Raw genomic sequence first — 23385 nt, 5'->3', positions numbered from 1 at the left:
TTGGCACCCTTGCATTTGATTGTTAAACCGGATGCCGATGACCAGTTCCCGTACCCTGCGCCTTGCCAGCTACAATATTCAGAAATGCGTCGGGTTGGATTTCCGCCGTCAGCCACAGCGCATCCTGCAGGTTCTGGACAAGATGCAGGCCGACATCGTGGTCTTGCAAGAGGCCGACAAACGCCTGCCGCCCCGCCCCGCGGCGCTGCCGCATTTCATGCTTGATGAGGCGGGGTGGCAGATTGTGGATCTGGGCGGTGCGGGCAGCCTGGGGTGGCATGGCAACGCTGTGATCTGGCGGGGTCAGGGTATCTCGGTTCGGCAGACAGCACATCACGAATTGCCGGGGTTAGAGCCGCGCGGTGCGGTGCGGGTCGAGTTCGACACACTGATCGGGCCGTTGCGGGTCATGGGGCTGCACCTGGGGCTGATCCCTGCGTCGCGGCGTCAGCAAATCTCGCATCTTCGGCGATGCGATTCAGCGCTGGACAGGATGCCGACGGTCTGGGCGGGTGATTTCAACGAATGGTCGCGCCAACCGGTGCTGGACAACCTCGCGCCCGAGATGCGGTTTTTGCCGCCCAGGCCCAGCTTTCCGGCGGCGCAGCCATTGGGCGCGCTGGACCGGATCGCGTTGGGACAGGGGGTCGAAGCCTTGGCGCATGGCGTGCACGAAGACCGCCCGGCCCATATCGCCTCGGACCATCTGCCGGTCTGGGCAGATTTGCGGCGCAGCGCCTGAAACCCTTGCCGTTTCAAACGAATCCCTGTGGCGCTGGGCGCGCAGACATACTAAGACAGAAACCCGAGTAGTTCCTGAGGGGCATCATGAAGGATTCGATCATCGCGCGCTGCGAAGCCAAAGGGCTGCGCATGACTGGCCAGCGGCGGACCATCGCGCAGGTTCTGGAACTGAGCGAGGACCATCCGGATGTCGAAGAACTGTACGGGCGCGCCTCGGCCATAGATTCCGGGATTTCGATTGCCACTGTGTATCGCACGGTGAAACTTTTCGAAGAGGCCGGAATTCTTGAACGTCTGGAGTTCGGCGACGGGCGCGCGCGCTACGAAGATGCCGAGCGGGACCACCATGACCATCTGATCGACATGCAGTCCGGCAAAGTGATCGAATTTGTCGACCCCGAGATCGAAGCGCTACAGGAAAAGATCGCGGAAAAGCTGGGGTATCAGTTGAAAGGCCACCGGTTAGAGCTGTACGGGGTGCCGCTCAAACGGGACTGATCCATCACAAAACGCGATTGGTCTCAGCAAGATAATTCATCAGTGGCGATGTGATTACGCTTGCTTCCTAAATATGCATGCGGCTTAGCTGTTTTGACGGACGGCAAATGAGGCCGCCGGTTCCTGCGGACAAATACATGAACAACGTAAACGGCATTCTGCTGCTTGTCGGATCGATGGCAGCTTTTGCAATCGAGGATATGTTTATCAAGCACCTGTCGGCAACTGTGCCGACCGGGCAGATTCTGATTGCGTTGGGCGTTTTCTGCGGTTTGGCCTTTGCGCTGATGTCGCTGACCACGCGCAAGCGGATCTTCGATCCCGCTGCGTGGGCCTTGCTGCCGCTTGCGCGCGCTACGTCCGAGGGCGTGGGCGCGGTGCTGTTTGTGACCGCGTTGTCTTTGATCGATCTGTCCACGGTTGCCGCTGTGTTTCAGGCGCTGCCGCTGGCTGTGACAATGGGTGCTGCGTTATTTCTAGGCGAAATAGTAGGCTGGCGGCGGTGGAGCGCGATTGGTGTCGGCTTTATCGGAGTGTTGATGATCATTCGTCCGGGCCTCGACGGATTCCAGCCCGAAACACTCTTGGTTGTCGCGACCGTGTTCCTGATCGCTGCGCGCGACCTGATCACCCGCAAAATTGATGCGCGTGTGGCGTCCTCGGTCGTGGCGATGCAAGCTTACGTTGCCGCAATCCTGGCGGGGGCTGTGCTGATGGTTTCGACAGGGCAATCTTATGCTCCGATTCAATCGGCGCAGGTCGGTCCTTATCTGGCGGCGGTGATCTTCAGCATGTTGGGCTATTACGGCATCGTTGCGGCGATGCGGGTGGGCGAGGCCTCAGCCATGATGCCCTTCCGCTATACGCGGTTGGTTTTTTCGATGATTGCGGGCGTGCTGATGTTCAACGAACGCCCCGATACGATGACGCTGGCCGGGGCGACGCTGATCATCGGGTCGGGTCTTTACACCTTTGTCCGCGAACGCCGTCTGGCGCGGCAGATGGCCACCGCCTGATCGCTGTTGGCGCAAACAGGCGCGTGTTAGCCCTAAAGGCTGCAAATATGAGTGTTAGCGATAACATGACCGGTTTACTTTTCGCCGGTTGCTGCTATGACGCGTGCAACCGAATGCAGCCATAGGGACGGCCTCATGAGCACGATCATCGACATCCACGCACGCGAAATTCTGGACAGCCGGGGCAACCCGACGGTCGAGGTGGACGTGATTCTGGAAGACGGCACCATGGGCCGCGCCGCCGTGCCCTCGGGCGCGTCGACCGGGGCCTATGAGGCGGTGGAAAAGCGCGACGGTGACAAAGCGCGGTACATGGGCAAGGGCGTTCTGGAAGCCGTGGCCGCCGTGAACGGGGAGATTGCCGAGGAACTGGTGGGTTTCGACGCGACCGAGCAGGTGGCCATCGACCAAGCGATGATCGAGTTGGACGGGACCGAGAACAAGGGCCGTCTGGGTGCAAACGCCATTCTGGGTGTCTCACTGGCCACGGCCAAGGCAGCGGCGGATTTCACCACGCAGCCTCTGTATCGTTATGTTGGCGGTACTTCGGCGCGGGTTCTGCCGGTGCCGATGATGAACATCATCAATGGCGGTGAACACGCGGACAACCCGATCGATATTCAGGAATTCATGATCATGCCGACCTCGGCCAGCAATATCCGCGAGGCGGTGCGCATTGGCTCCGAGGTTTTCCACACGCTGAAGAAGGAACTGTCGGCGGCGGGTCTGGCCACCGGTGTGGGCGACGAGGGCGGCTTTGCCCCGAACATTGCCAGCACGCGCGAGGCGCTGGATTTCATCCTGAAGTCCATCGAAAAGGCAGGCTACAAGCCGGGTGAGGAAATCCATCTGGCCCTCGATTGCGCCGCGACCGAGTATTTCAAGGACGGCAAATACGTTCTGGCAGGCGAGGGCATTTCGCTGACATCCGACGAAAACGCCGCTTATCTGGCCGCGCTGGTCAACGATTACCCGATCATCTCGATCGAGGACGGCATGTCCGAGGATGACTGGGACGGCTGGAAAGCCCTGACGGACGCTATCGGTAATGAAGTACAACTGGTAGGCGACGACCTGTTCGTGACCAACCCGGAACGTCTGGCCGAAGGGATCGACCGCGGTTGTGCGAACTCGATGCTGGTCAAGGTGAACCAGATCGGCTCGCTGACCGAGACGCTCCGCGCTGTCGATATGGCCCACCGCGCGCGGTATACCAACGTGATGTCCCACCGCTCGGGCGAGACCGAGGACGCTACGATTGCCGATCTGGCGGTGGCGACGAACTGCGGTCAGATCAAAACCGGCTCGCTGGCGCGGTCGGACCGGTTGGCCAAATACAACCAGCTGATCCGTATTGAGGAGTCGCTGGGCGAGGTCGCGGAATATGCGGGGGCGTCGATCCTCAAGCGCTGAGTGCCAGCAGATCAACATGGAAGCCAGAGCGCCGGACCGCCCCAAGCGGGCCGGCGTTTTCTTTGAGCATGATTAGAATTATGCTCTCGCTTTGCGGGAAGATGCTGTTCTCCCGTCTCTTTTTGGGTGAAATTTTTGCTTCGGAAACGCGGGTCCAGCGAAGAAGATGTGAAATTTATTGTTTCCCTTAGCCTTTGTTTTTCAGCCGAAAATCATCAATAAGCCTCAGCGCAGAAGATTTTATATAACTTTTGTGTGAACTTTTACCTATTAGCCAAGGCGCACTGTTTCCTATCCTGACGCTATTACAGAAAAGGGGAACATCATGACTGGTTCGAAATTCATTCTTGTTGCATCAGTTATCAGCACTGTTTTTCTGGCGGCCTGCTCAGCGCCCGGCACATACCCGATCACCGGACAGAAGGTGTCGGCGGACGATCCGGTTCATGAGATGAGCTACAATCAGTCGATGATCTTCCGCGGGGAATCGCGCTGATCCGACTTTGTCCTGTCAGTGATGCTGTCAGAGCTTCCGGCTCATTAGCATATACCGGTCGCGGGGTTTGAAACCGGTACTCAGGTACAGCTTTTGCGCTGACTCGTTCTTACGGTCCACTTCCAGATGCAGGGCGGTCAGACCGGCCTCGGCCAGCGCTTTGGGGAGATCCAGCAAAACCTCGGTCGCGATCCCGCGGCCGCGAACGGCGGGGCGGATGTAGATTTCGTCGACGAAGCCGTCCATCCCTCCGAATTCGACCGACCAGCCGAAGGTCAGGATGATGTAGCCAAGCGGCGCACGCCCCGGACCGATCAGATAGACGCAGCCGTGGGGGATGCCCTTGAGCAGTGGCAACAACGCATCGCGGCGCTGGTCTGCGTCTTGTTCGATGCCCTGTTCAGCGTGAAAGGCCGACACAAGCGCCATCAGGCGGTCCAGATCTTCGGGGCGGGCGAGGCGGAGTGCAGCGCTCATAGTCGGGCCAGTCTTTCTGTTAGCAAGTCGAAGAAGCCCTGAGCGTCTACGTCGCCCATGAACATGGCATTTGGCGCGCGGTCCGTGACCCGCCACCAGTCCGCCACTGTCATGCCCAGGGTCAATTCTGACTGGGTTTCAATCTCAACATTGATGTGGCGGCCCGAGAACAGTTCGGGGCGGATCAGATACGCAGTGACGCAGGGGTCGTGCAGCGGGGCGCCTTCCGAGCCATATTTTTCCTTGTCGAAGCGTTCGAAGAAATCGGTCATCTCGGCGACGGCATGTCCTACTTTGGACTCCAGCGCTCGGAACGCGTCGTTGCGATGTGGGGTGACCAGCGCATCATGGGTGACATCCAAAGGCATGACCACGATATGAGCGCCGGATTTAAACACGATATCAGCGGCTTCCGGGTCGACATAGATGTTGAACTCAGCCGCCGGAGTGATGTTCCCAACCTCGAAATACGCGCCACCCATCAGCACAATTTCCTGAACCCGATCAACGATATCGGGTGCTTTCTGAAAGGCGGTCGCGATATTGGTCAGGGGCCCCAGCGGGCAGAGCGTCACTGTCCCCGGCTCCTGCGCGCGCAAGGTGTCGATTATGAAATCCACCCCGTGCCCATCGGCCAACGGCATCTGAGGGTCGGGCAGAACCGGCCCGTCCAGCCCTGTCTTCCCATGCACATGCTCCGCCGTAACCAGCGGACGATTCAGAGGGCGGTCGCACCCTGCATAGACGGGAATGTCGGTATGACCGGCCAGTTCACACACAATGCGCGCGTTCTTGGCGGTCAGTTCTAGCGGCACGTTTCCGGCGACGGCGGTGATGCCCAGCACCTCGATCTCTTCCGGGCTGGCAAGGGCCAGCAGGATGGCGACGGCATCGTCCTGCCCGGGATCGGTGTCTATGATGATCTTGCGCGGTGCCATGGCCTGTCTCCCGGAGGGCGTAGAGCGCGGACACTCGCAAGTGCCGCCCCGCTTGTCCACCCGTTTTACGTGTCAGCAGCCGTGCTTACCGGCGGGAGTTTGCCGTTGGCGCGGTGTTCCTCGGTTTTGACCTCATCCCAGAGCGCATCCATTTCTTCCAGGGTGCTATCCGTTGGCAGCTTGCCCCGCGCAGCCAGCCGGGCCTCAACCTGTTCGAACCTGCGGGTGAATTTGGCGTTGGTGCGGCGCAGGGCGGCCTCGGGTTCGATGCCTAGATGGCGGCCCAGATTGACCATGACGAACAGCAGATCCCCGAACTCATCTTCAAGGGCGTCGGCGTCCTTGCTGTTGCGGGCCTCTTCCAGTTCCGCAGCTTCCTCGGTGATCTTGGCCAGCACATGGCTGGCATCGGGCCAGTCGAACCCCACGCGGGCGGCGCGCTTCTGCAGCTTATGGGCACGCAGCAAGGCGGGCAGGTTGGCGGCCACGCCGTCCAAAGCGCCTTTTTGTTCCTTGCCTGCGCGTTCGGCGGCCTTGATGGTTTCCCAATCAACCGTTTGCTGTTCCGCCGATTTCTCGCGGGATTCGTCGCCGAACACATGCGGATGCCGGGTGACCATCTTGTCGGACATGCTGCGCACCACGTCCTGAAAGGTGAAATGCCCGGCCTCGGCAGCCATTTGCGCGTGGAAGACGGATTGAAACAGCAGGTCGCCCAACTCGCCCTTCAGCTCGTCATAGGCTTCGCGTTCGATAGCGTCGGCGACCTCATAGGCTTCTTCGATCGTGTAGGGGGCGATGGTGCCGAAATCCTGTTCGATGTCCCACGGGCAGCCGGTATTGGGGTCGCGCAGTCGGCGCATGATTTCCAGCAGACGCTCGATCCCAGCATCCGAGTCGTGGATCAGCGGATTTTCGGCCATTGCGAACCCTTTCGTTCCGGTGTCAGATGCATCCATTCCGCAGACTGGAACAGGAGTCCACCCCAGATGCCCGTCGTCAACCGAATTGCCGATTACGCCGATGATATGGCTGCGTGGCGGCAGCACCTGCATACCATCCCGGAACTGGAGTTCGAATGTCATGAAACCGCGGCCTTCGTGGCGGATCGGCTGCGCGACTTTGGGGTGGATGAGTTGCACGAGGGGATCGCCAAAACCGGCATGGTCGCGATTATCAACGGGCAGGGTGAGGGGCCCACGATTGGCTTGCGCGCCGATATGGATGCGTTGCCGATCCCCGAAGAGACCGGCGTGCCCTATGCCTCGAAAAACGCCGGCAAGATGCATGCCTGTGGCCATGACGGGCACACCACTATGTTGCTGGGGGCTGCGCGGTACCTAGCAGAGACGCGGAATTTCGCGGGCCGTGTCGCGCTGATCTTTCAACCTGCCGAGGAAGAGGGCGGCGGGGCCGGTGTGATGGTCGAAGAGGGCATCATGGATCGGTTCGACATCTCTCAGGTCTACGGTCTGCACAACGATCCCGGCAATCCCGAGGGCGCATTCTATACTGCACCGGGGCCGATCATGGCGGCAGTGGATACGTTTGACATAAACATACAGGGCGTCGGTGGCCACGGGGCTATGCCGCATGAAACCCGCGACCCTGTAATGGCGGCGTGCGGGATCGCGCAGGCGATCCAGACGATCGTCAGCCGGAACCACTATGCGGTCGAAGATCTGGTGGTTTCGGTCACGCAGATCCACACCGGCACCGTCAACAACGTGATCCCCGATACGGCTTACCTGAACGGTACGGTCCGCACCTTCGATCCAGCGGTGCAAAAGATGGTGATGGAGCGGATGGAGCAGATCGTGGCGGGGCAGGCGGCCTCGTACGGGGTCGAGGCGGTGCTGGATTATCAGGTGGGCTATCCGGCCACGATCAATGACGCCGAGAAGGCAGCGTTTGCCGCTGATGTCGCGCGCGATGTCTCAGGACCCGAGCGTGTGGTCGACAATATGGGGCGCGATATGGGGGCCGAGGATTTTTCCTACATGCTGCAGGAACGACCTGGGGCATACCTGTTTCTGGGTCAGGGTAAGGGCGCGGGGCTGCATCATCCAAAGTATAATTTCAATGACGATATCGCGCCGGTTGGGGCCTCCTTCTTCGCGCGGATCGTCGAAAAGGCGCAGCCTTTGGGCTGATGAGGCAAGAGCATGGCACTGGAAGATTCGAAGAACTACGTTGATGAGGCGTTCACCAACCCCGAACTGAAAGGCGTCTCGTACGAGAACACCTTTGGCGGAGCGACCTCGTTCCTGCGCCGCCTTTACACCAAGGACCTGACAGGCGCAGATATTGCCGTGACCGGTATCCCGTTCGATCAGGCGGTGACCAATAGACCCGGCACCCGGCTTGGGCCTCGTGCCATCCGCGAGGCGAGCACCCTGCAATCGCCGGATGAGCCCTATGGCTGGCCATTCAAGGCGCTGAACGAACTGGCAGTCATCGACTATGGGGATCTGGCGTTTGACTATGCCAATATCCCGGCTTTTCCCGACACGCTGACCGATCACATCCGCACCATTCTGGCGGCCGATGTCGCCTCGGTTGCGTTGGGTGGGGATCACTATGTCAGCTTCCCGATCCTGAAGGCCTATGCCGAGAAATACGGGCCGATGTCTCTGCTGCAATTCGATGCGCATACCGACACCTGGGCCGATGATGACATGTCCCGCGTGGACCATGGAACGATGTTCTACAAGGCGGTGAAGTCGGGGATCGTGGACCCCAAGCGCTCGGTCCAGGTGGGGATACGGACCACGAACGAGGACACGCTAGGCGTCAACATCATCGACGCGCGCGAGGTTTATGAAAGCGGCCCAGCTGCGGTGGCGCAAAAGATCAGGGGTATCCTCGGTGACAGCCCGGTCTATCTGAGCTTTGACATCGACGGCTTGGACCCGGCATTTGCGCCCGGCACAGGGACGCCAGTTTGGGGCGGTTTGTCCTCGATCCAGGCGCAGATCATTCTGCGCGACATCGCCGGAATCAACATCAAGGGCGGCGACGTGGTCGAGGTGTCTCCGCCCTATGACACCTCGGGCGCGACGGCGATTGCCGGGGCGCATGTGGCGACGCAGATTATTTGCCTGCTGGGGTGGAACAAGCTGGTGCCTTAACCGTTGGTTAGCCATCCTTCCGCTATCACGTTAACCAAAAGACCGGACAGGAGGCATCTGGGCATGACCGAGTTTAACCAACCCATCAGTGGCAACGATCTGGCGCGGTTTTCCGGGCCGAATACGTTCATGCGGCTGCCGCAGGCGTCCTCGCTTGAGGGGCTGGATGTGGCGGTATTGGGCATTCCGATGGACATCGGCACCTCTTGGCGGTCGGGCACCCGGTTCGGGCCCAAACAAATCCGCAGCGAAAGCGCGATGATCCGGCCTTATAACATGGCCAACGGGGCGGCCCCGTTCGACAGCCTGCAGATTGCCGATATCGGCGATCTGGCGATCAACACGTTTTCGCTGGCCGATAGCCTGAAGATCATCCGCGAAAGCTATGACGGCATTCTGACGCAGGATGTGACCCCTGTGGCGATGGGCGGCGACCATTCGATCACCCTGCCGATCCTGCGGGCTGTGGTGGCCAAACATGGCCCCGTGGCGCTGGTCCATGTGGACGCCCATGCGGATGTGAATGACGAGATGTTCGGTGAGCGTGAAACCCACGGCACCGTCTTCCGCCGCGCCTATGAGGAAGGTCTGATCGTCCCCGACAAGACCTATCAGATCGGCATCCGGGGCTCAGGCTACGCCGCCAGCGACTTTGCCGAGGCGAAGGGTTGGGGCTTCAAACAGTTCCCGGCGTGGGAGGTGTGGCAGCAGAACCTGACCGGCATCGGAACGATGATCCGGAAAGAGGTCGGCAATCACCCGCTCTACATCACCTATGACATTGACAGCCTGGACCCGGCCTATGCCCCCGGCACCGGTACGCCCGAGATTGGCGGCTTGACCACTCCACAGGCGCTGCAACTGATCCACGCATTGGCGGGGGCGAATGTGGTGGGCTGCGATCTGGTCGAGGTCTCTCCGCCCTATGATCCGTCGGGCAACACGGCGCTGACCGCCGCCAACCTGCTGTTCGAACTGTTGTGCATCCTGCCCGGTGTGACGTCGCGGTAGGGTGGTGTGCCTCAGTACGCTTTCCAAATAGTTTGGGGCAAAGGGGACGGGGTCAGGGATGAAAAAAGTGCTGCTGTTGCTGGTTTTGGGGGGAGTGGTTTTGCTGGGGGTGTATATCCGTCTAGCCCCGTCTGACCCTGATCGCTGGCATGTCGCTCCGGTAGGAGACACGAACCGGGATATGCCCGGCGGGGTGCTGCGGGTCGTTGAGACCGGCCCGAACGGGCTGGAGGCACTTGACGCCATCGCCCGCGCTGCGCCGCGAACCACCGTGCTGGCGGGGTCGGTTGAGGATGAGATGATCACCTACGTCACGCGCACCAAGGTTATTGGATTTCCGGACTATACCACGGCGCAGCAGGACGGAGACATCCTGCGCGTTTATGGCCGGTTGCGGTTTGGTCGCAGGGATTTCGGGGTGAACGCGGCGCGGGTGGATGGGTGGTTGCAAAATCTCCAATAGGTTGAAAAGGCGCGCCAAAATACCCATATGGGTAATATGAGCAATTATGAAAGAAAGTTCCAACGTGCCACCGCAGAACTGGAATATGCCGGTCTGCAAGAACGCGGTAACCCCGCACCGATTATCAGATTTCTCAGAAAAGCCGGGTTTGAACCGATACCGGATTTCTATCGCAGTAGGGCCTCACGACTGTTCTGGGACCCGCTAATGTTTGGCGGCCTATGGGGGGTACCAATGTACATTCTCAGAACCCCGCCGTCCTGCCTTATCCTGCGGCTGGTTGTTGCTTCGTTGGCCTTTGGCGCAGTCATGACAGCGTTCCAAGAAATGACGATCTGGCGCAAAAGAAAACGGCACCAACTCAGCCGGTGGCAAGACCTTTGATTGACTAGGTTGCGTCGTGGGAGAGGGCCGAGGGTTCAAGCTCGGGCCACTCCGACTGCAAACCGGATGACAAGCATCCCTCCTGCACCTCGCGCCACATGGGCACGTTCAGCGACATCTGGCATTGCGCCATGAACATGCGGCCATCGACCTGCAGGCAGATCATCTCACCCAGTTCCACGCGGCTGCCGGCCTTGTCAGTGCAATAACAGTCCTGAACCTTACCATTCGGCCCGTAGACATCGGCCATCGCAGGGGCTGCGCACAGCGCTAAAACAAGAGCAATTCGTTTCATGCGCGGCAGCTTAGCACAGCGACGGCCCTTGACCAAAGCCCCGGATTGAGAGACACCGCCCGGATGATCCCCGAAGAACGCCTTGAACAGATAACACAGCGATTCCAGTACCTCGAAGCGGCCATGGCCGATGGGGCTTCGGGCGGGGATATCGCGACGCTGGCCAAGGAGTATTCCGACCTTAAGCCGGTGGTCGATCAGATCACCGCGTGGCGGCAACTGGTCGCCGATCTGGCCGAGGCCGAAGCGATGCTGGCCGACCCGGACATGAAGGAACTGGCGGAAGAGGAAATCCCCACGCTTCAGGCACGGATCCCCGAGGCCGAGCATGCTTTGCAACTGGCGCTGCTGCCCAAGGACGCGGCGGATGCGCGCCCGGCGATGCTGGAGATCCGCCCTGGCACCGGGGGCGATGAGGCGGCGCTGTTCGCGGGTGATCTGCTGCGGATGTATCAGCGCTATGCCGAAGCGCGGGGCTGGCAGTTCGAGATCATTGAGGAACAAGCGTCTGATCTTGGTGGCATCAAAGAGGTGGTGGCCCATATCAAGGGCGACAACGTCTTTGCCCGGATGAAATACGAATCCGGCGTGCATCGGGTGCAGCGCGTGCCCGAAACCGAAAGTGGCGGTCGCATACATACCTCGGCGGCTACGGTGGCGGTTCTGCCCGAGGCCGAAGATGTGGACATTCAGATCGACGCCAATGACATCCGCATCGACACGATGCGGTCCTCGGGCGCGGGCGGGCAGCATGTGAACACCACCGACTCGGCGGTGCGGATCACGCACCTGCCCAGCGGCATCGTGGTGACGAGTTCCGAGAAATCCCAACACCGCAACCGCGAGATTGCAATGCAGGTGCTGAAAACCCGCCTCTATGATCTGGAACGGCAGCGGATCGACAGCGAACGCTCAGCCGATCGCGCCAGTCAGGTGGGCTCGGGCGACCGGTCAGAACGGATCAGGACATATAATTTCCCGCAAGGCCGCATGACGGATCACCGCATCAACCTGACGCTCTATAAACTGGATCAGGTGATGCAGGGCGATCTGGATGAGGTGATCGACGCGTTGACTGCGGATGATCAGGCGCGGCTGCTGGCGGAGATGGCGCAATGATTGCGGCGTTGACAGCAGCTCAGGCCATGGTGGCTGCGACGGCACGTTTGCGTGCCGCAGGCGTCGAGGACCCGGCGCGGGATGCACGCGTCTTGCTGGCCCATGCTGCGCGGATCGAGGCCAGCCGCGTAACTCTGATCGCGCCCGAGGAACTGTCGCCGGACATCGCCGAGCGGTACGACCAGTTGGTTTCCCTCCGCGCAATCCGCGTGCCGGTGTCGCACCTGTTGGGCGAGCGCGAGTTCTACGGTCGCCGCTTCCGCGTCAGCGGCGACGTGCTGGACCCGCGGCCCGAGACCGAGGCGCTGGTTGAAGCCGCCCTCAGCCAGCCGTTTGACCATGTTTTGGACCTTGGCGTCGGGTCGGGCTGCATTCTGATCACCTTGCTGGCGGAACGGGCCAGTGCATCGGGTTTGGGGGTGGATTTAAGCGAAGCCGCGTGCCTGCAGGCCAGCGCCAATGCCGTGTTGCATGCGGTGCAGGACCGCGTCGAAATCCGCAAATCGGACTGGTTTGCAGCGGTGGGCGGCACGTTCGATCTGATCGTTTCGAACCCGCCTTATATCTCGCTGGCGGAAATGCATGACCTGTCGCCCGAAGTTCGCGATCATGAACCCCGACTGGCGCTTACCGACGAGGGCGATGGGCTTGATGCATATCGTCGCATAGCCGCCGACGCGCCGGATTATTTGGCCCAGGGAGGGCGAATTCTGGTCGAGATCGGCCCGACGCAGGCAAAATATGTCTCGGCGCTGTTTGATGCGGCAGGGCTGGCAGATATCCGCGTGATCCCCGATCTGGACGGCAGGGATCGCGTCGTTGGTGCAACAATGCCGGGTTGATCGGCAGGATTGAGGCCAAAAATCGCCGTTGAATGTAAAAAACCTGCGAAATTGGCGATTACCCTCTTGTCTGTGGGGGCCGGACATGTTTACTCAGGAATAGTCGGAGAGGTTGACGCCGTTCCAGCACACCCCTGACGCCAAGCCCAAAAAGTCGATGACACGGTACGGGACAAGCTTCTGAGCAGTGCAAGTTACGGGTTGATCGACAGTGAACGACAAGGCTGACGTAAAGTAAGATGAGATCTTCTAAATCCCGCTCGCGGGCCAAGAATAACCGCAATCGTCCTTCCGGCGGCAACGTCGTAAACCGGGTCTTTGACAGCTCGGGCCCCGAGGGCAAAGTGCGTGGCACGCCGCAACAAATCATTGATAAATACAATCAGCTGGCACGTGACGCTCAGTTGTCGAATGACCGTGTGGCGGCTGAGAATTTCCAGCAGCACGCCGAGCATTACCTGCGGATGCTGAGCGAAGCGCAGCGCGAGATTGAAGCGCGCCGCGAAGAGCAGGAGCGTCAGAACCGCGAACGTCAGGCCGAACGCGACCGCGAACGTGCCGAGCGTCAGGAACGCGAAGCCGCTCGTCAGGCCGACCCGGCCGAGGCCCCGCAGCCCGATGTGATGGATTTTGCCGAGCCTACGGCCGCGCCCGAAAGCGGTCTGGTCGAGACGCCGGAAAGCCAGAACAAACCTGCCGATGGCGAGCCTGCCGAGCGCAAGGAAAAGCAGCCCCGCCGCCCGCGCACCCGCAAACCCAAAGCGGCACCGGCCAAGGAAGAGGCCACCAGCGATAACGGCGACACGTCAGAAGCCGCTGAGTAAATCGCCAGACAAATACGTCAAAAAACCCCGGTCGATGCGCCGGGTTTTTTGCGTTCAGGGTTTGCGGATTTCCCGCGCGAGCGCGCAAAACGCTTCAAGCGGGACCTGCTCGGCCCGTTCCGTGGGTTTGATCCCTGCGGTGGTCAGCCGGTCTTCGATATCCGGGGCCACGCCTTTCAGCGAGGCGCGCAGCATTTTGCGGCGCTGGTTGAAGGCGGCAGCGACGACGCGTGACAGGGTATCGGCGTCGGCTGGGTAGCGGGGTTCGGGCAGGGCGGTCAGGTGTACGACCGCGCTGGAGACCTTGGGCGGTGGCGTGAAAGCTCCGGGCGGCAAGGACATGGCGATGCGGGCATCTGCGCGCCATTGGGCCAGAATTGCCAGACGCCCATAGGCCTTGCTGCCGGGCTGGGCGACGATGCGTTCAGCGACCTCGCGCTGGAACATCAGAGTCAGGCTTTGCCAGAAGGGCGGCCATTCGGGTGGGGTAAGCCAACGCACCAGCAGCTCGGTCCCCACGTTGTAGGGCAGGTTGGCCGCGATGCGGATCGGTGGGGTCAAGAGCGCCAGCGGGTCGATTTCAAGCGCGTCTCCGTTGATCACCTCGAGCCTGCCTGGGTATGCGGCGGCGATCTCGTTCAGGGCGGCGATGCAGCGGGTGTCTTTTTCCACCGCGACGACCTTGCGTGCGCCCTCGGACAGCAACCCCCGGGTCAGGCCACCGGGGCCGGGGCCGATCTCGAGCACGTCACATTCGGTCAGGTCCCCGGCCTGCCGGGCGATCTTGGCGGTCAAGTTGAGGTCCAGCAGAAAGTTCTGCCCCAGCGATTTGCGGGCAGACAACTGGTGGGCGGCGATGACTTCGCGCAGCGGAGGGAGGGTGTCGATGGCGCTCATGCCGTTATCGTGGCGTGGGTTGGGGGCGGTGCGCCAGAGGTTTTTTGCCTCCGGCGGGGATATTTTCAGACAGGTGAAGCATCAGCGGGTTTGGGCCATGCGGTGGGCGAGTTTCAGGGCCTCGATCAGGCTGGTCGGGTTGGCGATGCCTTGGCCCGCTATGTCGAGCGCGGTACCGTGGTCGGGTGAGGTGCGGATGAAGGGCAGGCCAAGGGTCACGTTCACGCCGCGGTCGAAATCCAGGGTTTTGATCGGGATCAGGGCCTGATCGTGATACATGGCGATGGCCGCGTCATAGCGGGCGCGGGCGGCGGCGTGGAACATGGTGTCGGCGGGATGCGGGCCGGTGACGGTGTAGCCATCGGGCTGCAGGTCGGCCAGCAGCGGGGCGATCCAGTCCAGTTCCTCGGTCCCCATTTTGCCGCCTTCACCGGCGTGCGGGTTCAGCCCGGCCACGGCGAGGCGCGGGTGGGGGATGCCGAACTGGCGGCGCAGGCCGTCGGCGGTGATGGCAATGGTGTCCAGCAGCAGGTCCGGCGTCAATTGGCGGGGCACGTCGGACAGGGCGATGTGGATCGTGGCGGGGACAACGAGCAACTGTTCGCTGGCCAGCATCATCACCACGCGGTTTTGGCCAGCGAGGGCGGCCAGAAACTCGGTATGTCCGGGATAGGAGAAACCGGCCCCGTCGATCAGAGCTTTCTTATGGATCGGGGCCGTGCACAGGGTCGATGCAGCCCCAGATTGTACTAGCGCGACGCCGGTTTCGATGGCTTCGATTACTGAGGCCGCGTTTTCCGGGGCGGGTTGGCCCGGGGTGTTCTGCACCGGAAACGCCTTATGCAGAACGGGCAGGGCCGAAGCGCAGGCCGCGATGGCCTGCGAGGCATCGCTGATTTGTTGGGTTGGTGTGCCTGTGGGTAGATGGGACGCGTCTCCGATATAGAAAAACGGGCAGGTGCCGCGCAGGGCGTCCCAAGCTTTTGCTGTGATCTCGGGGCCGATACCGGCGGGATCACCGCAGCTTAGCGCGATTGGGGCGGTCATTGCTCGATGATGGTGGCGTCGGCCCGCAGCTGTTCCAGCAAGCTTTCGGAAAACGCCTGCAGGCGCTGCTGGGTCAGGGCGTTGGCCACATCCTCGCGCGAGGTTTCCTCGCCCAGATCGCGGGTCCGGTTGCAGAGCATCAGGAACATCAGCGTCTGCCCGTTGTTGCGGGTCAGGGCTGTCGAGACCTCATTCCGGTCCAGTTTGGCCAGTTCAAGCGCCACGTCGCGGGGGATTTCCGAGGGGCTGGCGGTGATCCGCTCCAGCACGTCGGCGGGCTGGTCCTTAGCGATGCCGTAAAGGTCATCGCAGGTGTCGACTTCTTCCCGCAGCCGCGCGGCCGAGGCGAGGCCTTCGGCGCTGCGACCGCCGGGCAGGTAATAGATGGCATAGTCGATTTCAGAGAAACGCGGCGCGCCGGTCGATACTTCGCGCAGGCCGCGCATCTGGAACAGCGCCACAGCGTTCGGCAGGCTGAGTGGATCGGTGATCTCTCCGTCCTTCAGGCCCAGGATCACCGGCTGCAGTGCGGGCGGCAGGCTCGAGATGTTCAGCCAGTCCAGCCGACCGCCATCGTTGCGGGTTGCTGCGGCGGAATACTGGGTTGCGGCAGCGGCAAAGGCATCGAACCCTTCCAATTGCGAGATTTCTTCTGCCAGAAGCTCGGTTTGTGCCACCGTCTGCGGGTTCACCGGTATGATGACCTCGGAAAGCAGGACCTGCAGCCCTCCACCACCGGTTTGCCCAAGCGCGCGGTTGATTTCGTCCTGTGTCGGTCGGGCCTGTGACAGGAAGCGAGCGCTGATATAGTCGCGCCACGAAAGCTGATCGGCTACAAAATCGCGGACCGTTTCGGGATCAACACCCTGATCGGCCAGCAGTTGCAGGAACTGCTCGGTCGAAAGCTGCCCTCGGGACGCAAATTCATCTATCCCGACCTGCACATCCTCGGCGGCGGCCTGGATACCAGCCTCGCGCATAGCCTGTTTGCGCAGGCGGTCGTCGATCAGGGCCTGACGCACTTCGGCCTCGGTCCCTCCGGGTGCGCCCAGAGCGTTCAGGAACTGCTGGCGCTGTTCCAGCTCGTACCATGTGACGATGTCTTGATTTACTCGGATCGCCGGCGAAAACAGGCTTTGTGCTGTCCCCTGAGATGTGACACCTGCGACCAGCGCCGTGGCCAGGACCGGCGCGATCGCTTTGCGCTGGCGTGAACGAAGAAACCTGAAGATACCTGATATCAACTGCATGTTCTCTTGTATGTCTTACCACCGCCTTCAAGGGCGTATCCTGTTAGCGACAGGGTAAAGCCGAATTCTGTCGAAGGCTCAATAGTCGATGTTGAAGTAAAGCGACGACTGACAGACATGTTAACCTGAACGCATTCGTTCTGATAGGTCACATCCAGCCCCAGACGAAGGGGTTCGGACTCGCTCAGATCATAACGGGCGAGGCCCCCGGTCCGCCAGTTTTGATCCACCTGATAGCTGCCCAGCAGCAGCAGTTCGGAAATCTCTTCGTTCAGGTTCTCAGCCGGGTCGGGCTCCTGCCAGATATAGCTGCCGACCAATCTGGCACCTTCCTGTTGCCAACCGCCGCGCAGTTCTGCTTTGGCAAAGCTGAAATCGCCGTTTAGCAGACCGCGGCCTGCCAGAGACCAGCCGTTGGCGGTTTTGATCTGCCCCGCCAGCAGCACATCGGACGACGTGCCCTGCAATCCCGAGGTCAGGTTGAAGTTCGGGTCCGCGTCCGCCCGAAACACCTGACCGACCGTCGCCAGAGCCTGCCAGCCGCCTGCTGCGTACCGGGCCCAGTTCACGCCCAGGACGGCGGTGGTGCCATCCTCTCGCTGGTCCTCTGCCGGGAAGCGGGACAGGGATAGCAGGTTGCCCTGATCGAATTCCTGAAAGGTGCTTTCGTCGTTGGGCACATCGGTGTTCGAGACATGGGTCCATCCGACCTGCGTGATCGGCTCGAGAAACTGGGTCGCCCCGGATTTTTCGCGCCGGGTCATCGGGTAGCGCAGGGTCAGGGCCGCGCGTGGGGTGGATCGTGTGACCTGATCGGGAAATTGGCTGTCGTTGTGGATGTCGAATGTATCGACCGAGGCCCCGAACTGCGCATCCGCCCGCAGACCGGACGCAAAGGTCCAACTGCGCAGCCACTCGGCGTCGAATGTGGCCCGCGCAATGTCCCGCCCAATGATATCGGTGTCGCTGGTGCGTTCATGGGCATGGCCGATAAAGGCAAGGCGAACTTCGCCGCCTACTGCATTGGGGAAGAAGCGTTTTTCGTAGTTCAGATCGAAGATACGGGACGGTATTTCGTCCTGATCCTCACTGTCGCGCAGGGTCTCGTAGTGGATGAAGCTTGTTCTGAATGCAGTGTCCCGTTTGATCCGTTCCAGCGCGATTTCACTGCGCAAACGGTCAAAATCTGGCAGTCCGTAGTCAGCAAGGTACGCGTCATCTGAGGTTGTGCGCAGGTTGAAGGACAGGCGGTAGTCGTTCTTCAGGTTGAAAGAGCCGTTTGCAAACAGATACCCGCGATCCTGATCCGGCTGGATGTCGTCGCGGGTGAATGCGCCCTCGATCTGAATACGACCGTTCACGAAAGCCTGGCGGTAGCGGTAGCCCAGCGTCTTGGTTCTGGATGACACGTAAGGGGTCAACGTCAGGTCCCTGTGATCGCCAATCTTGAAGAAGTACGGAACCTGAACCCCGGTTCCCAGTTGCGAGGTGCTGCGGATTGACGGAACCAGAAACCCGGTCGCGCGGTCCAGCGTCGGGTCCGGCAGGCGCAGGTAAGGGAAGTAGAACACTGGAAGGTCCAGAACCCGCAATTGCGCACCTTCAAAATAAAGCTGGCGTTCCAATTGGTCATGCGTGACTTTGCGCGCCCTGATCTGCCAGAGGGGCGGTCGTCCGTTCTCGCACACATGGCAGGACGTGGCCGAGACCTTGCTGAACTGGGTGTACCGTCCCGCCGCCCGTTTCGCCTGAACCGAGGCGATCTGAACCTGCTGATCGAACACCATCCGCGCGCCAATAAGCAAGCCGTTCTGGATGCCGCTGTCCAACTCACCCGAATTCGCCAGCAGGGTCGATTGCCCGCCCTGATCAATTCGGATGGGGCCTTCGAGAACAAGCTCTCCGGTTTCCTGATCATAGACCACACGCTGAGCGGACAGTTTGGTATCGCCCTGAAATGCCTCGACATTGCCTTCGGCCACTAGCTTGCGGTCATTGGTGATGAAAACACGGTCAGCGACCAGCAGGGCGGGCTGGTCCTGTTCCTGCTCGGCCTCAGCCGGGGTGGTCTGGGCGGCAAGGCTAGCGGGAACAGACAAGGCCATCGCGCTTGTCAACAGCAGGGTAAGGATGTGCCGCATCAGCCATCCTCCGCATGTAAAAGCAGGCCGAGTGACAGCAGAATTGCGGCAAAGGGCGGGGCCCAGGCTGCGACATAGATGGGCAATTGTCCGTTTTCCCCAAGGATTTGCGCAAAGTTGCGCACGAAGTAGATGGCGAAGCCCAGCAACACCGCCGTCAACACTGCGATGCCAGTGCCGCCAAAGCGCACGTGCCGCATGGTGAAGGCGGCCCCGATCAGGACCATCGACACCAGAAAGATCGGACGGGCAAGCTGAACCTGCAACCAAACCTCATACTGCTTGGTCGAAAACCCGGCTTCGCGCAGGTCTTTGATCAATTGCGGAAGATCGTAGACCGAGACCGAGTTCTTCTGACCCAACGTGTCCAGAATGCGGTCGCGCGTCAGCGATGTCGGCAGGTCGAGCCGTTCGTGCTGGGCCGAGTTGAACTCGGGGTTCTGGCCTTCTTCCAGATTCCAGACCTTGGCGTTGGTCAGCACCCATTTGCCGTCGTCAAGCTGGGCCCGGTCGGCGATGATCTGCTGGGTTGGCTTGCCGTCGCGGGCGAAGGTGATGATGGTCACGTCGTCCAGCCCAAGACTGTCCCCGTTCGAGGTCCCTCGTGCGTGGATCACCGCCTGACCGTTTTCGGCGCTCTGCCGCAGCCACAGCCCCTCGCTGCTGATCGACAGGGCGGAACTGCCATTGTTACGATAGGAATCCGACAGGCGCTGAAACTCTTCGGACGTGGCGGCGGCGATCGGGTTCAGCAGCGCCACGGCCAGCGCGCCTATGGTCAGGGCCAACAGAACCGGCGCAACCAGAGCGCGGATGCCCGACCGCCCGATGGCGCGCGTTACCACAAGTTCGGAGCTGCGTGCCAGGCCGACGAACAGCGCGATGGTCGCTAGGATCACCAGCAGGGGCAGCATCTCGCTGATCGCGGCGGGGGTGTTCAGTAGACTCAGTTGCAGCAATTGCCCGAAGGACAGGTCGACATCGTCGAAGCGGCGGACCTGTTCGATCAGGTCGATCAGAATCATCAAGGTCAGGAAAATGCCGCCGATGACGAAGAAGCTTTGCAGAAAGCGGCGGGCGAAGTAACGGTCAAGGATCACGGGAATGCCCCCGTGGGGCTTGGAAAACGGGCGTTCAGGCCAGAATCGTCCCCGCATCTGAATATGCGCGACGGCGCGTGCCTGCCGTTTCGTGCCACGTCTTTTCCCCCGGACCTGCCAGTTATTTTTGCGCGACCTTACTGCAAATGCGGACGGGGGAAAACTGCTATCTGGTCAAGCCGCGCGGTGCGGGCTAGGTCTTGGGGAACAGAATTTCAGGAGTTTGCAATGAGCAGTCTGGTATCAATCCGTTTTCAGGCCTTTGACGTCGACGCTATGGCGCAGGCCGCCGGGCGTGTGGTGGTCATCATCCCGTCCGAGGGCAAGATGGGCCCCGCCGCCCGCCGCGCCAATCGTCTGACCAAGGGGGCCGTCGCCCGGCTGGTCGAAAGCGAAAAGTTCGGCAAGGCCAAGACCGGTGACGTGATCTCGCTGGCGTGGCCTGCGGGGATGGAGGCCGATGCGCTCGACATTCTGGTTCTTCCGCGCCGTCCTGAACCGGCCGAGGCGCGCAAGGCCGGGGCTTCGCTGGCCAAGTTGGCGGGCGGCAAGGACATGCTGGTGATGGCGGGCAATCAGATCCGGACCGAGGATCTGGCGATGGGCGTCGCGCTGCGCAGCTATGACTTCGATGTGCACAAGACCAAGGACAGCGAAGACCCGGGAACGGTCACGATCAGCCATTCGAAACATGACGAGGCCGAAGCCGCCTTTGCCCCGCTTTACGCCGTTGCCGATGGCGTGCGCATGACCCGCGACCTGACCAACGAGCCTGCGAATGTGCTGACCACCACCGAATTCGCCGACCGTCTGGACGAGATGAAATCGCTGGGGCTTGAGGTTGAGGTTCTGGAAGAAGACAAGCTGGCCGAACTCGGTATGCGAACCCTGCTGAGCGTCGGACAGGGCTCGGACAGCCCGTCGAAAGTGGTTGTGATGCAGTGGAAGGGCGGCGACAAGGACGATGCGCCGCTGGCTTTGATCGGGAAGGGTGTGGTGTTTGACACCGGCGGCATCTCGCTGAAACCGGCGGGTGGAATGGAAGACATGACCATGGATATGGGCGGCGCAGGCGTCGTTGCGGGTACTATGCGCGCGCTGGCTAAACGCAAGGCCAAGGCCAATGTCGTGGGGCTGGTTGGGCTGGTCGAGAACATGCCCTCAGGCAACGCCACCCGTCCCGGCGATGTGGTAAAGTCGATGAAAGGCGATACCGTCGAGATCATCAACACCGACGCTGAGGGCCGCTTGGTTCTGTGCGATGTTATGTGGTACGCGCAGGATCGGTTCGCGCCGGTCGGTATGATTGATCTGGCAACGCTCACCGGCGCGATCATCATTGGCCTAGGCCATGAGAATGCCGGTGTCTTCTCGAACAACGATACCTTTTGCGATGCCTTCCTGAAATCGGCCAAAGCCGAGGATGAAGGCGCGTGGCGGATGCCGTTGGGCGATGCTTATGACAAGCTACTCAAATCCCGGATTGCGGATATGAAGAACGTGGGCGGACGGCCTGCGGGTTCGATCACGGCGGCGCAGTTCCTGCAGCGGTTCGTGAAAGAGGAAACGCCGTGGATTCACCTCGATATCGCGGGCGTGGCCTCGGTGTCTGCCGAGACCTCCTATGCGCCCAAGGGAGCCACAGGCTGGGGCGTGCGCGCGTTGAGCCGGTTCGTGCAGGACAATTTCGAGTAACCGGATGGGGGCCGTCTATTTCTACCACCTGACCCGCCAGCCGCTGGAGCACACCTTGCCCGTGCTGCTGGACAAGGCCCGGCAGGCCGGGTGGAGGATCGCCGTGCGGGGCACCGATCCGGCGCGGATGGACTGGCTGGACGAAAAGCTGTGGCTGGGGCCCGAAGACGGGTTCCTGCCGCATGGTCGGGCTGGCGGCCCGCATGATGCGGCGCAGCCGATCCTGCTGACCACCGGGCCCGACGCCGCCAATGACCCGGCATGCGTGATGGCCGTTGATGGCGCACCGGTCGCACCGGACGAAGTGGCGGCGCTGGAACGGGTGTGCATCCTGTTCGACGGCAATGACGACGAGGCCAAACAGCACGCGCGGGACCAATGGAAGGCGCTGACCGGCGCGGGCTGTTCGGCGCAATACTGGTCCGAGGAATCGGGCCGGTGGGAGAAAAAAGCCGAGGCCTAGGGGACGGTCGGGCGGATCAACAGGAGAGTTCAGGATGGAAATGAAGCCGCTTGGCCGCACGGGTATTTCTGTGTCAGACCTGTGCCTTGGTACTATGACGTTCGGGTCGCAAACGTCCGAGGATGAGGCGCATCGCCAGATGGATATGGCGCTGGACGCGGGCGTCAATTTCGTCGACGCCGCCGAGATGTACCCGGTGAATCCGGTCGCCAAAGAAACCGTCGGGCGCACCGAAGAGATTCTGGGCACCTGGAACGCGGCCAACCCCTCGCGCCGTGGCGATTATGTGCTGGCCACCAAACATTCCGGCGCAGGGATGAACCATATCCGCGACGGCGCGCCGATAACCGCGCAGACGATTCCCGGCGCGATCGAGGGCTCATTGCGGCGATTGCAGACCGGCTATATCGACCTCTACCAGTTTCACTGGCCCAATCGTGGCAGTTACATGTTTCGCCAGAACTGGAATTACTCCCCCTCCGGGCACAATACGAACGAGGTTCTGGACAATATGCAGGACTGTCTGCAAGCGCTTCAGGCGCAGGTGGACAAGGGCAATATTCGTGCCTTCGGTCTGTCGAACGAAAGCGCCTGGGGCACCGCGCAATGGCTGCGTCTGGCCGAGCAGATGGGCGCGCCGCGGGTGGCCTCGGTTCAGAACGAGTATTCCCTGCTATGTCGGCATTTCGACACGGATATGGCCGAGTTGAGCGTGCACGAGGATGTCGGCCTGATGGCCTTTTCACCGCTTGGCGCAGGGTTTCTGACCGGCAAGTATCAGGGCGGGGCGGTGCCCGATGCCTCGCGCATGTCGCTGAACCCCGAGATGGGCGGGCGCAAGTCCGAGCGGGTATTTGATGCGGTAGCGGCTTATCTTGAGATCGCCGCGCGGCATGGACTGGACCCGGTGCATATGGCGTTGTCGTGGTGTCGGACGCGGCCTTTCATGATGTCGGCGATCTTTGGGGCGACCTCTTTGGCGCAGTTGGAGCATATTCTGGCCGGGCGCGATCTGGAGCTGTCGCCTGAGGTATTGGACGAGATTGGGCAGGCCCATCGCGCGCATCCGATGCCGTATTAGGGGGCTCTGCCCCCGTCGCGCGTACCGCGCGCCTCCCCCGGGATATTTTTGGACAGATGA

The 23385-nt window shown here is 61.2% G+C and carries 25 protein-coding genes; 16 read left to right on the top strand and 9 right to left on the bottom strand.

The window, feature by feature from the left end; translation table 11 throughout:
* Positions 1 to 37 precede the first annotated feature (37 nt).
* From ACR0JN_RS04645 to ACR0JN_RS04625, 5 genes are all read left to right on the top strand, one after another.
* Entirely contained in the window at positions 38 to 742 is a 705-nt protein-coding gene (locus ACR0JN_RS04645; RefSeq protein ID WP_480884524.1) for an endonuclease/exonuclease/phosphatase family protein, read from the top strand.
* Between the two features lie 86 nt (positions 743 to 828).
* Entirely contained in the window at positions 829 to 1242 is a 414-nt protein-coding gene (locus tag ACR0JN_RS04640) for a Fur family transcriptional regulator (RefSeq protein ID WP_480884523.1), read from the top strand.
* A 137-nt stretch (positions 1243 to 1379) separates the two neighbouring features.
* Complete coding sequence (locus ACR0JN_RS04635) at positions 1380 to 2258, top strand: DMT family transporter (RefSeq protein WP_480884522.1); 879 nt, start codon at positions 1380 to 1382, stop codon at positions 2256 to 2258.
* A 135-nt stretch (positions 2259 to 2393) separates the two neighbouring features.
* Positions 2394 to 3671, top strand: a complete 1278-nt coding sequence (eno, locus tag ACR0JN_RS04630; RefSeq protein ID WP_480884521.1) for a phosphopyruvate hydratase — start codon at positions 2394 to 2396, stop codon at positions 3669 to 3671.
* 325 nt (positions 3672 to 3996) lie between these two features.
* Complete coding sequence (locus ACR0JN_RS04625) at positions 3997 to 4167, top strand: hypothetical protein (protein WP_480815385.1); 171 nt, start codon at positions 3997 to 3999, stop codon at positions 4165 to 4167.
* A 27-nt stretch (positions 4168 to 4194) separates the two neighbouring features.
* Here ACR0JN_RS04625 and ACR0JN_RS04620 read toward each other — a convergent pair whose 3' ends face one another.
* The 3 genes from ACR0JN_RS04620 to mazG form a co-directional block, all read right to left on the bottom strand.
* Complete coding sequence (locus ACR0JN_RS04620; RefSeq protein ID WP_480884520.1) at positions 4195 to 4644, bottom strand: GNAT family N-acetyltransferase; 450 nt, start codon at positions 4642 to 4644, stop codon at positions 4195 to 4197.
* Positions 4641 to 5582 carry a nucleoside hydrolase gene (locus ACR0JN_RS04615; RefSeq protein WP_480884519.1) on the bottom strand — a complete coding sequence of 314 codons (942 nt, stop codon included), beginning with the start codon at positions 5580 to 5582 and terminating at the stop codon, positions 4641 to 4643. The genes ACR0JN_RS04620 and ACR0JN_RS04615 overlap by 4 nt, the downstream gene beginning before the upstream one ends.
* A 65-nt stretch (positions 5583 to 5647) precedes the next feature.
* Positions 5648 to 6505 (bottom strand): nucleoside triphosphate pyrophosphohydrolase, encoded by an 858-nt coding sequence (gene mazG / locus ACR0JN_RS04610; RefSeq protein ID WP_480884518.1) that lies wholly within the window; start codon positions 6503 to 6505, stop codon positions 5648 to 5650.
* Between the two features lie 66 nt (positions 6506 to 6571).
* Between mazG and ACR0JN_RS04605 the strand changes: the two genes are divergently transcribed.
* The 5 genes from ACR0JN_RS04605 to ACR0JN_RS04585 all read left to right on the top strand — a co-directional run bounded on the left by ACR0JN_RS04605 (position 6572) and on the right by ACR0JN_RS04585 (position 10571).
* Positions 6572 to 7735: a M20 aminoacylase family protein gene (locus tag ACR0JN_RS04605; RefSeq protein WP_480884517.1), complete on the top strand. Its 1164-nt coding sequence runs from the start codon at positions 6572 to 6574 to the stop codon at positions 7733 to 7735.
* Positions 7736 to 7747: 12 nt separating this feature from the next.
* Positions 7748 to 8713: an agmatinase gene (gene speB / locus ACR0JN_RS04600; protein ID WP_480815390.1), complete on the top strand. Its 966-nt coding sequence runs from the start codon at positions 7748 to 7750 to the stop codon at positions 8711 to 8713.
* Between the two features lie 63 nt (positions 8714 to 8776).
* On the top strand, positions 8777 to 9724 hold the full coding sequence (gene speB / locus ACR0JN_RS04595; protein WP_480884516.1) for an agmatinase: 948 nt from the start codon (positions 8777 to 8779) through the stop codon (positions 9722 to 9724).
* A 58-nt stretch (positions 9725 to 9782) separates the two neighbouring features.
* Positions 9783 to 10187: a DUF1499 domain-containing protein gene (locus tag ACR0JN_RS04590; protein WP_480884515.1), complete on the top strand. Its 405-nt coding sequence runs from the start codon at positions 9783 to 9785 to the stop codon at positions 10185 to 10187.
* Positions 10188 to 10214: 27 nt separating this feature from the next.
* The gene (locus ACR0JN_RS04585) at positions 10215 to 10571 is read left to right on the top strand and encodes a DUF6404 family protein (RefSeq protein ID WP_480884514.1); all 357 of its coding nucleotides are present in this window, start codon (positions 10215 to 10217) and stop codon (positions 10569 to 10571) included.
* Positions 10572 to 10575: 4 nt separating this feature from the next.
* On the opposite strand, the gene ACR0JN_RS04580 is transcribed toward ACR0JN_RS04585, so the two are convergent.
* Positions 10576 to 10866 (bottom strand): hypothetical protein, encoded by a 291-nt coding sequence (locus ACR0JN_RS04580; RefSeq protein WP_480884513.1) that lies wholly within the window; start codon positions 10864 to 10866, stop codon positions 10576 to 10578.
* A gap of 63 nt (positions 10867 to 10929) precedes the next feature.
* Between ACR0JN_RS04580 and prfA the strand changes: the two genes are divergently transcribed.
* The 3 genes from prfA to ACR0JN_RS04565 all read left to right on the top strand — a co-directional run bounded on the left by prfA (position 10930) and on the right by ACR0JN_RS04565 (position 13651).
* On the top strand, positions 10930 to 11985 hold the full coding sequence (gene prfA / locus ACR0JN_RS04575) for a peptide chain release factor 1 (protein ID WP_480885005.1): 1056 nt from the start codon (positions 10930 to 10932) through the stop codon (positions 11983 to 11985).
* Entirely contained in the window at positions 11982 to 12827 is an 846-nt protein-coding gene (gene prmC / locus ACR0JN_RS04570) for a peptide chain release factor N(5)-glutamine methyltransferase (RefSeq protein WP_480815395.1), read from the top strand. Before prfA ends, prmC begins: the two co-directional genes overlap by 4 nt.
* A gap of 239 nt (positions 12828 to 13066) precedes the next feature.
* Positions 13067 to 13651 carry a DUF4167 domain-containing protein gene (locus ACR0JN_RS04565; protein WP_480815396.1) on the top strand — a complete coding sequence of 195 codons (585 nt, stop codon included), beginning with the start codon at positions 13067 to 13069 and terminating at the stop codon, positions 13649 to 13651.
* A gap of 54 nt (positions 13652 to 13705) precedes the next feature.
* Here ACR0JN_RS04565 and rsmA read toward each other — a convergent pair whose 3' ends face one another.
* The 5 genes from rsmA to lptG all read right to left on the bottom strand — a co-directional run bounded on the left by rsmA (position 13706) and on the right by lptG (position 20086).
* Complete coding sequence (gene rsmA / locus ACR0JN_RS04560; protein ID WP_480884512.1) at positions 13706 to 14548, bottom strand: 16S rRNA (adenine(1518)-N(6)/adenine(1519)-N(6))-dimethyltransferase RsmA; 843 nt, start codon at positions 14546 to 14548, stop codon at positions 13706 to 13708.
* An 81-nt stretch (positions 14549 to 14629) separates the two neighbouring features.
* A complete protein-coding gene (gene pdxA / locus ACR0JN_RS04555) occupies positions 14630 to 15595 on the bottom strand; it encodes a 4-hydroxythreonine-4-phosphate dehydrogenase PdxA (RefSeq protein WP_480884511.1) in 966 nt (321 codons plus the stop codon).
* Positions 15592 to 16845, bottom strand: coding sequence for a peptidylprolyl isomerase (locus tag ACR0JN_RS04550; RefSeq protein ID WP_480884510.1), 1254 nt, complete (start codon positions 16843 to 16845; stop codon positions 15592 to 15594). The genes pdxA and ACR0JN_RS04550 overlap by 4 nt, the downstream gene beginning before the upstream one ends.
* Entirely contained in the window at positions 16836 to 18986 is a 2151-nt protein-coding gene (locus ACR0JN_RS04545) for an LPS-assembly protein LptD (RefSeq protein ID WP_480884509.1), read from the bottom strand. The genes ACR0JN_RS04550 and ACR0JN_RS04545 overlap by 10 nt, the downstream gene beginning before the upstream one ends.
* Positions 18986 to 20086, bottom strand: a complete 1101-nt coding sequence (lptG, locus tag ACR0JN_RS04540; RefSeq protein WP_480884508.1) for an LPS export ABC transporter permease LptG — start codon at positions 20084 to 20086, stop codon at positions 18986 to 18988. Before lptG ends, ACR0JN_RS04545 begins: the two co-directional genes overlap by 1 nt.
* Positions 20087 to 20314: 228 nt before the next feature.
* On the opposite strand from lptG, the gene ACR0JN_RS04535 reads away from it, so the two are divergent.
* The 3 genes from ACR0JN_RS04535 to ACR0JN_RS04525 are packed head-to-tail and all read left to right on the top strand — an operon-like array spanning position 20315 to position 23325.
* Positions 20315 to 21781 carry a leucyl aminopeptidase gene (locus tag ACR0JN_RS04535; protein ID WP_480884507.1) on the top strand — a complete coding sequence of 489 codons (1467 nt, stop codon included), beginning with the start codon at positions 20315 to 20317 and terminating at the stop codon, positions 21779 to 21781.
* Positions 21782 to 21785: 4 nt separating this feature from the next.
* On the top strand, positions 21786 to 22244 hold the full coding sequence (locus ACR0JN_RS04530) for a DNA polymerase III subunit chi (RefSeq protein ID WP_480884506.1): 459 nt from the start codon (positions 21786 to 21788) through the stop codon (positions 22242 to 22244).
* A 34-nt stretch (positions 22245 to 22278) separates the two neighbouring features.
* On the top strand, positions 22279 to 23325 hold the full coding sequence (locus tag ACR0JN_RS04525; RefSeq protein WP_480884505.1) for an aldo/keto reductase: 1047 nt from the start codon (positions 22279 to 22281) through the stop codon (positions 23323 to 23325).
* Positions 23326 to 23385 lie beyond the last annotated feature (60 nt).

Source organism: Ruegeria sp. G12, assembly GCF_056533565.1.
Note: the sequence above shows the minus strand (reverse complement) of the source record. Positions and strands in the feature narration are given on the sequence as shown.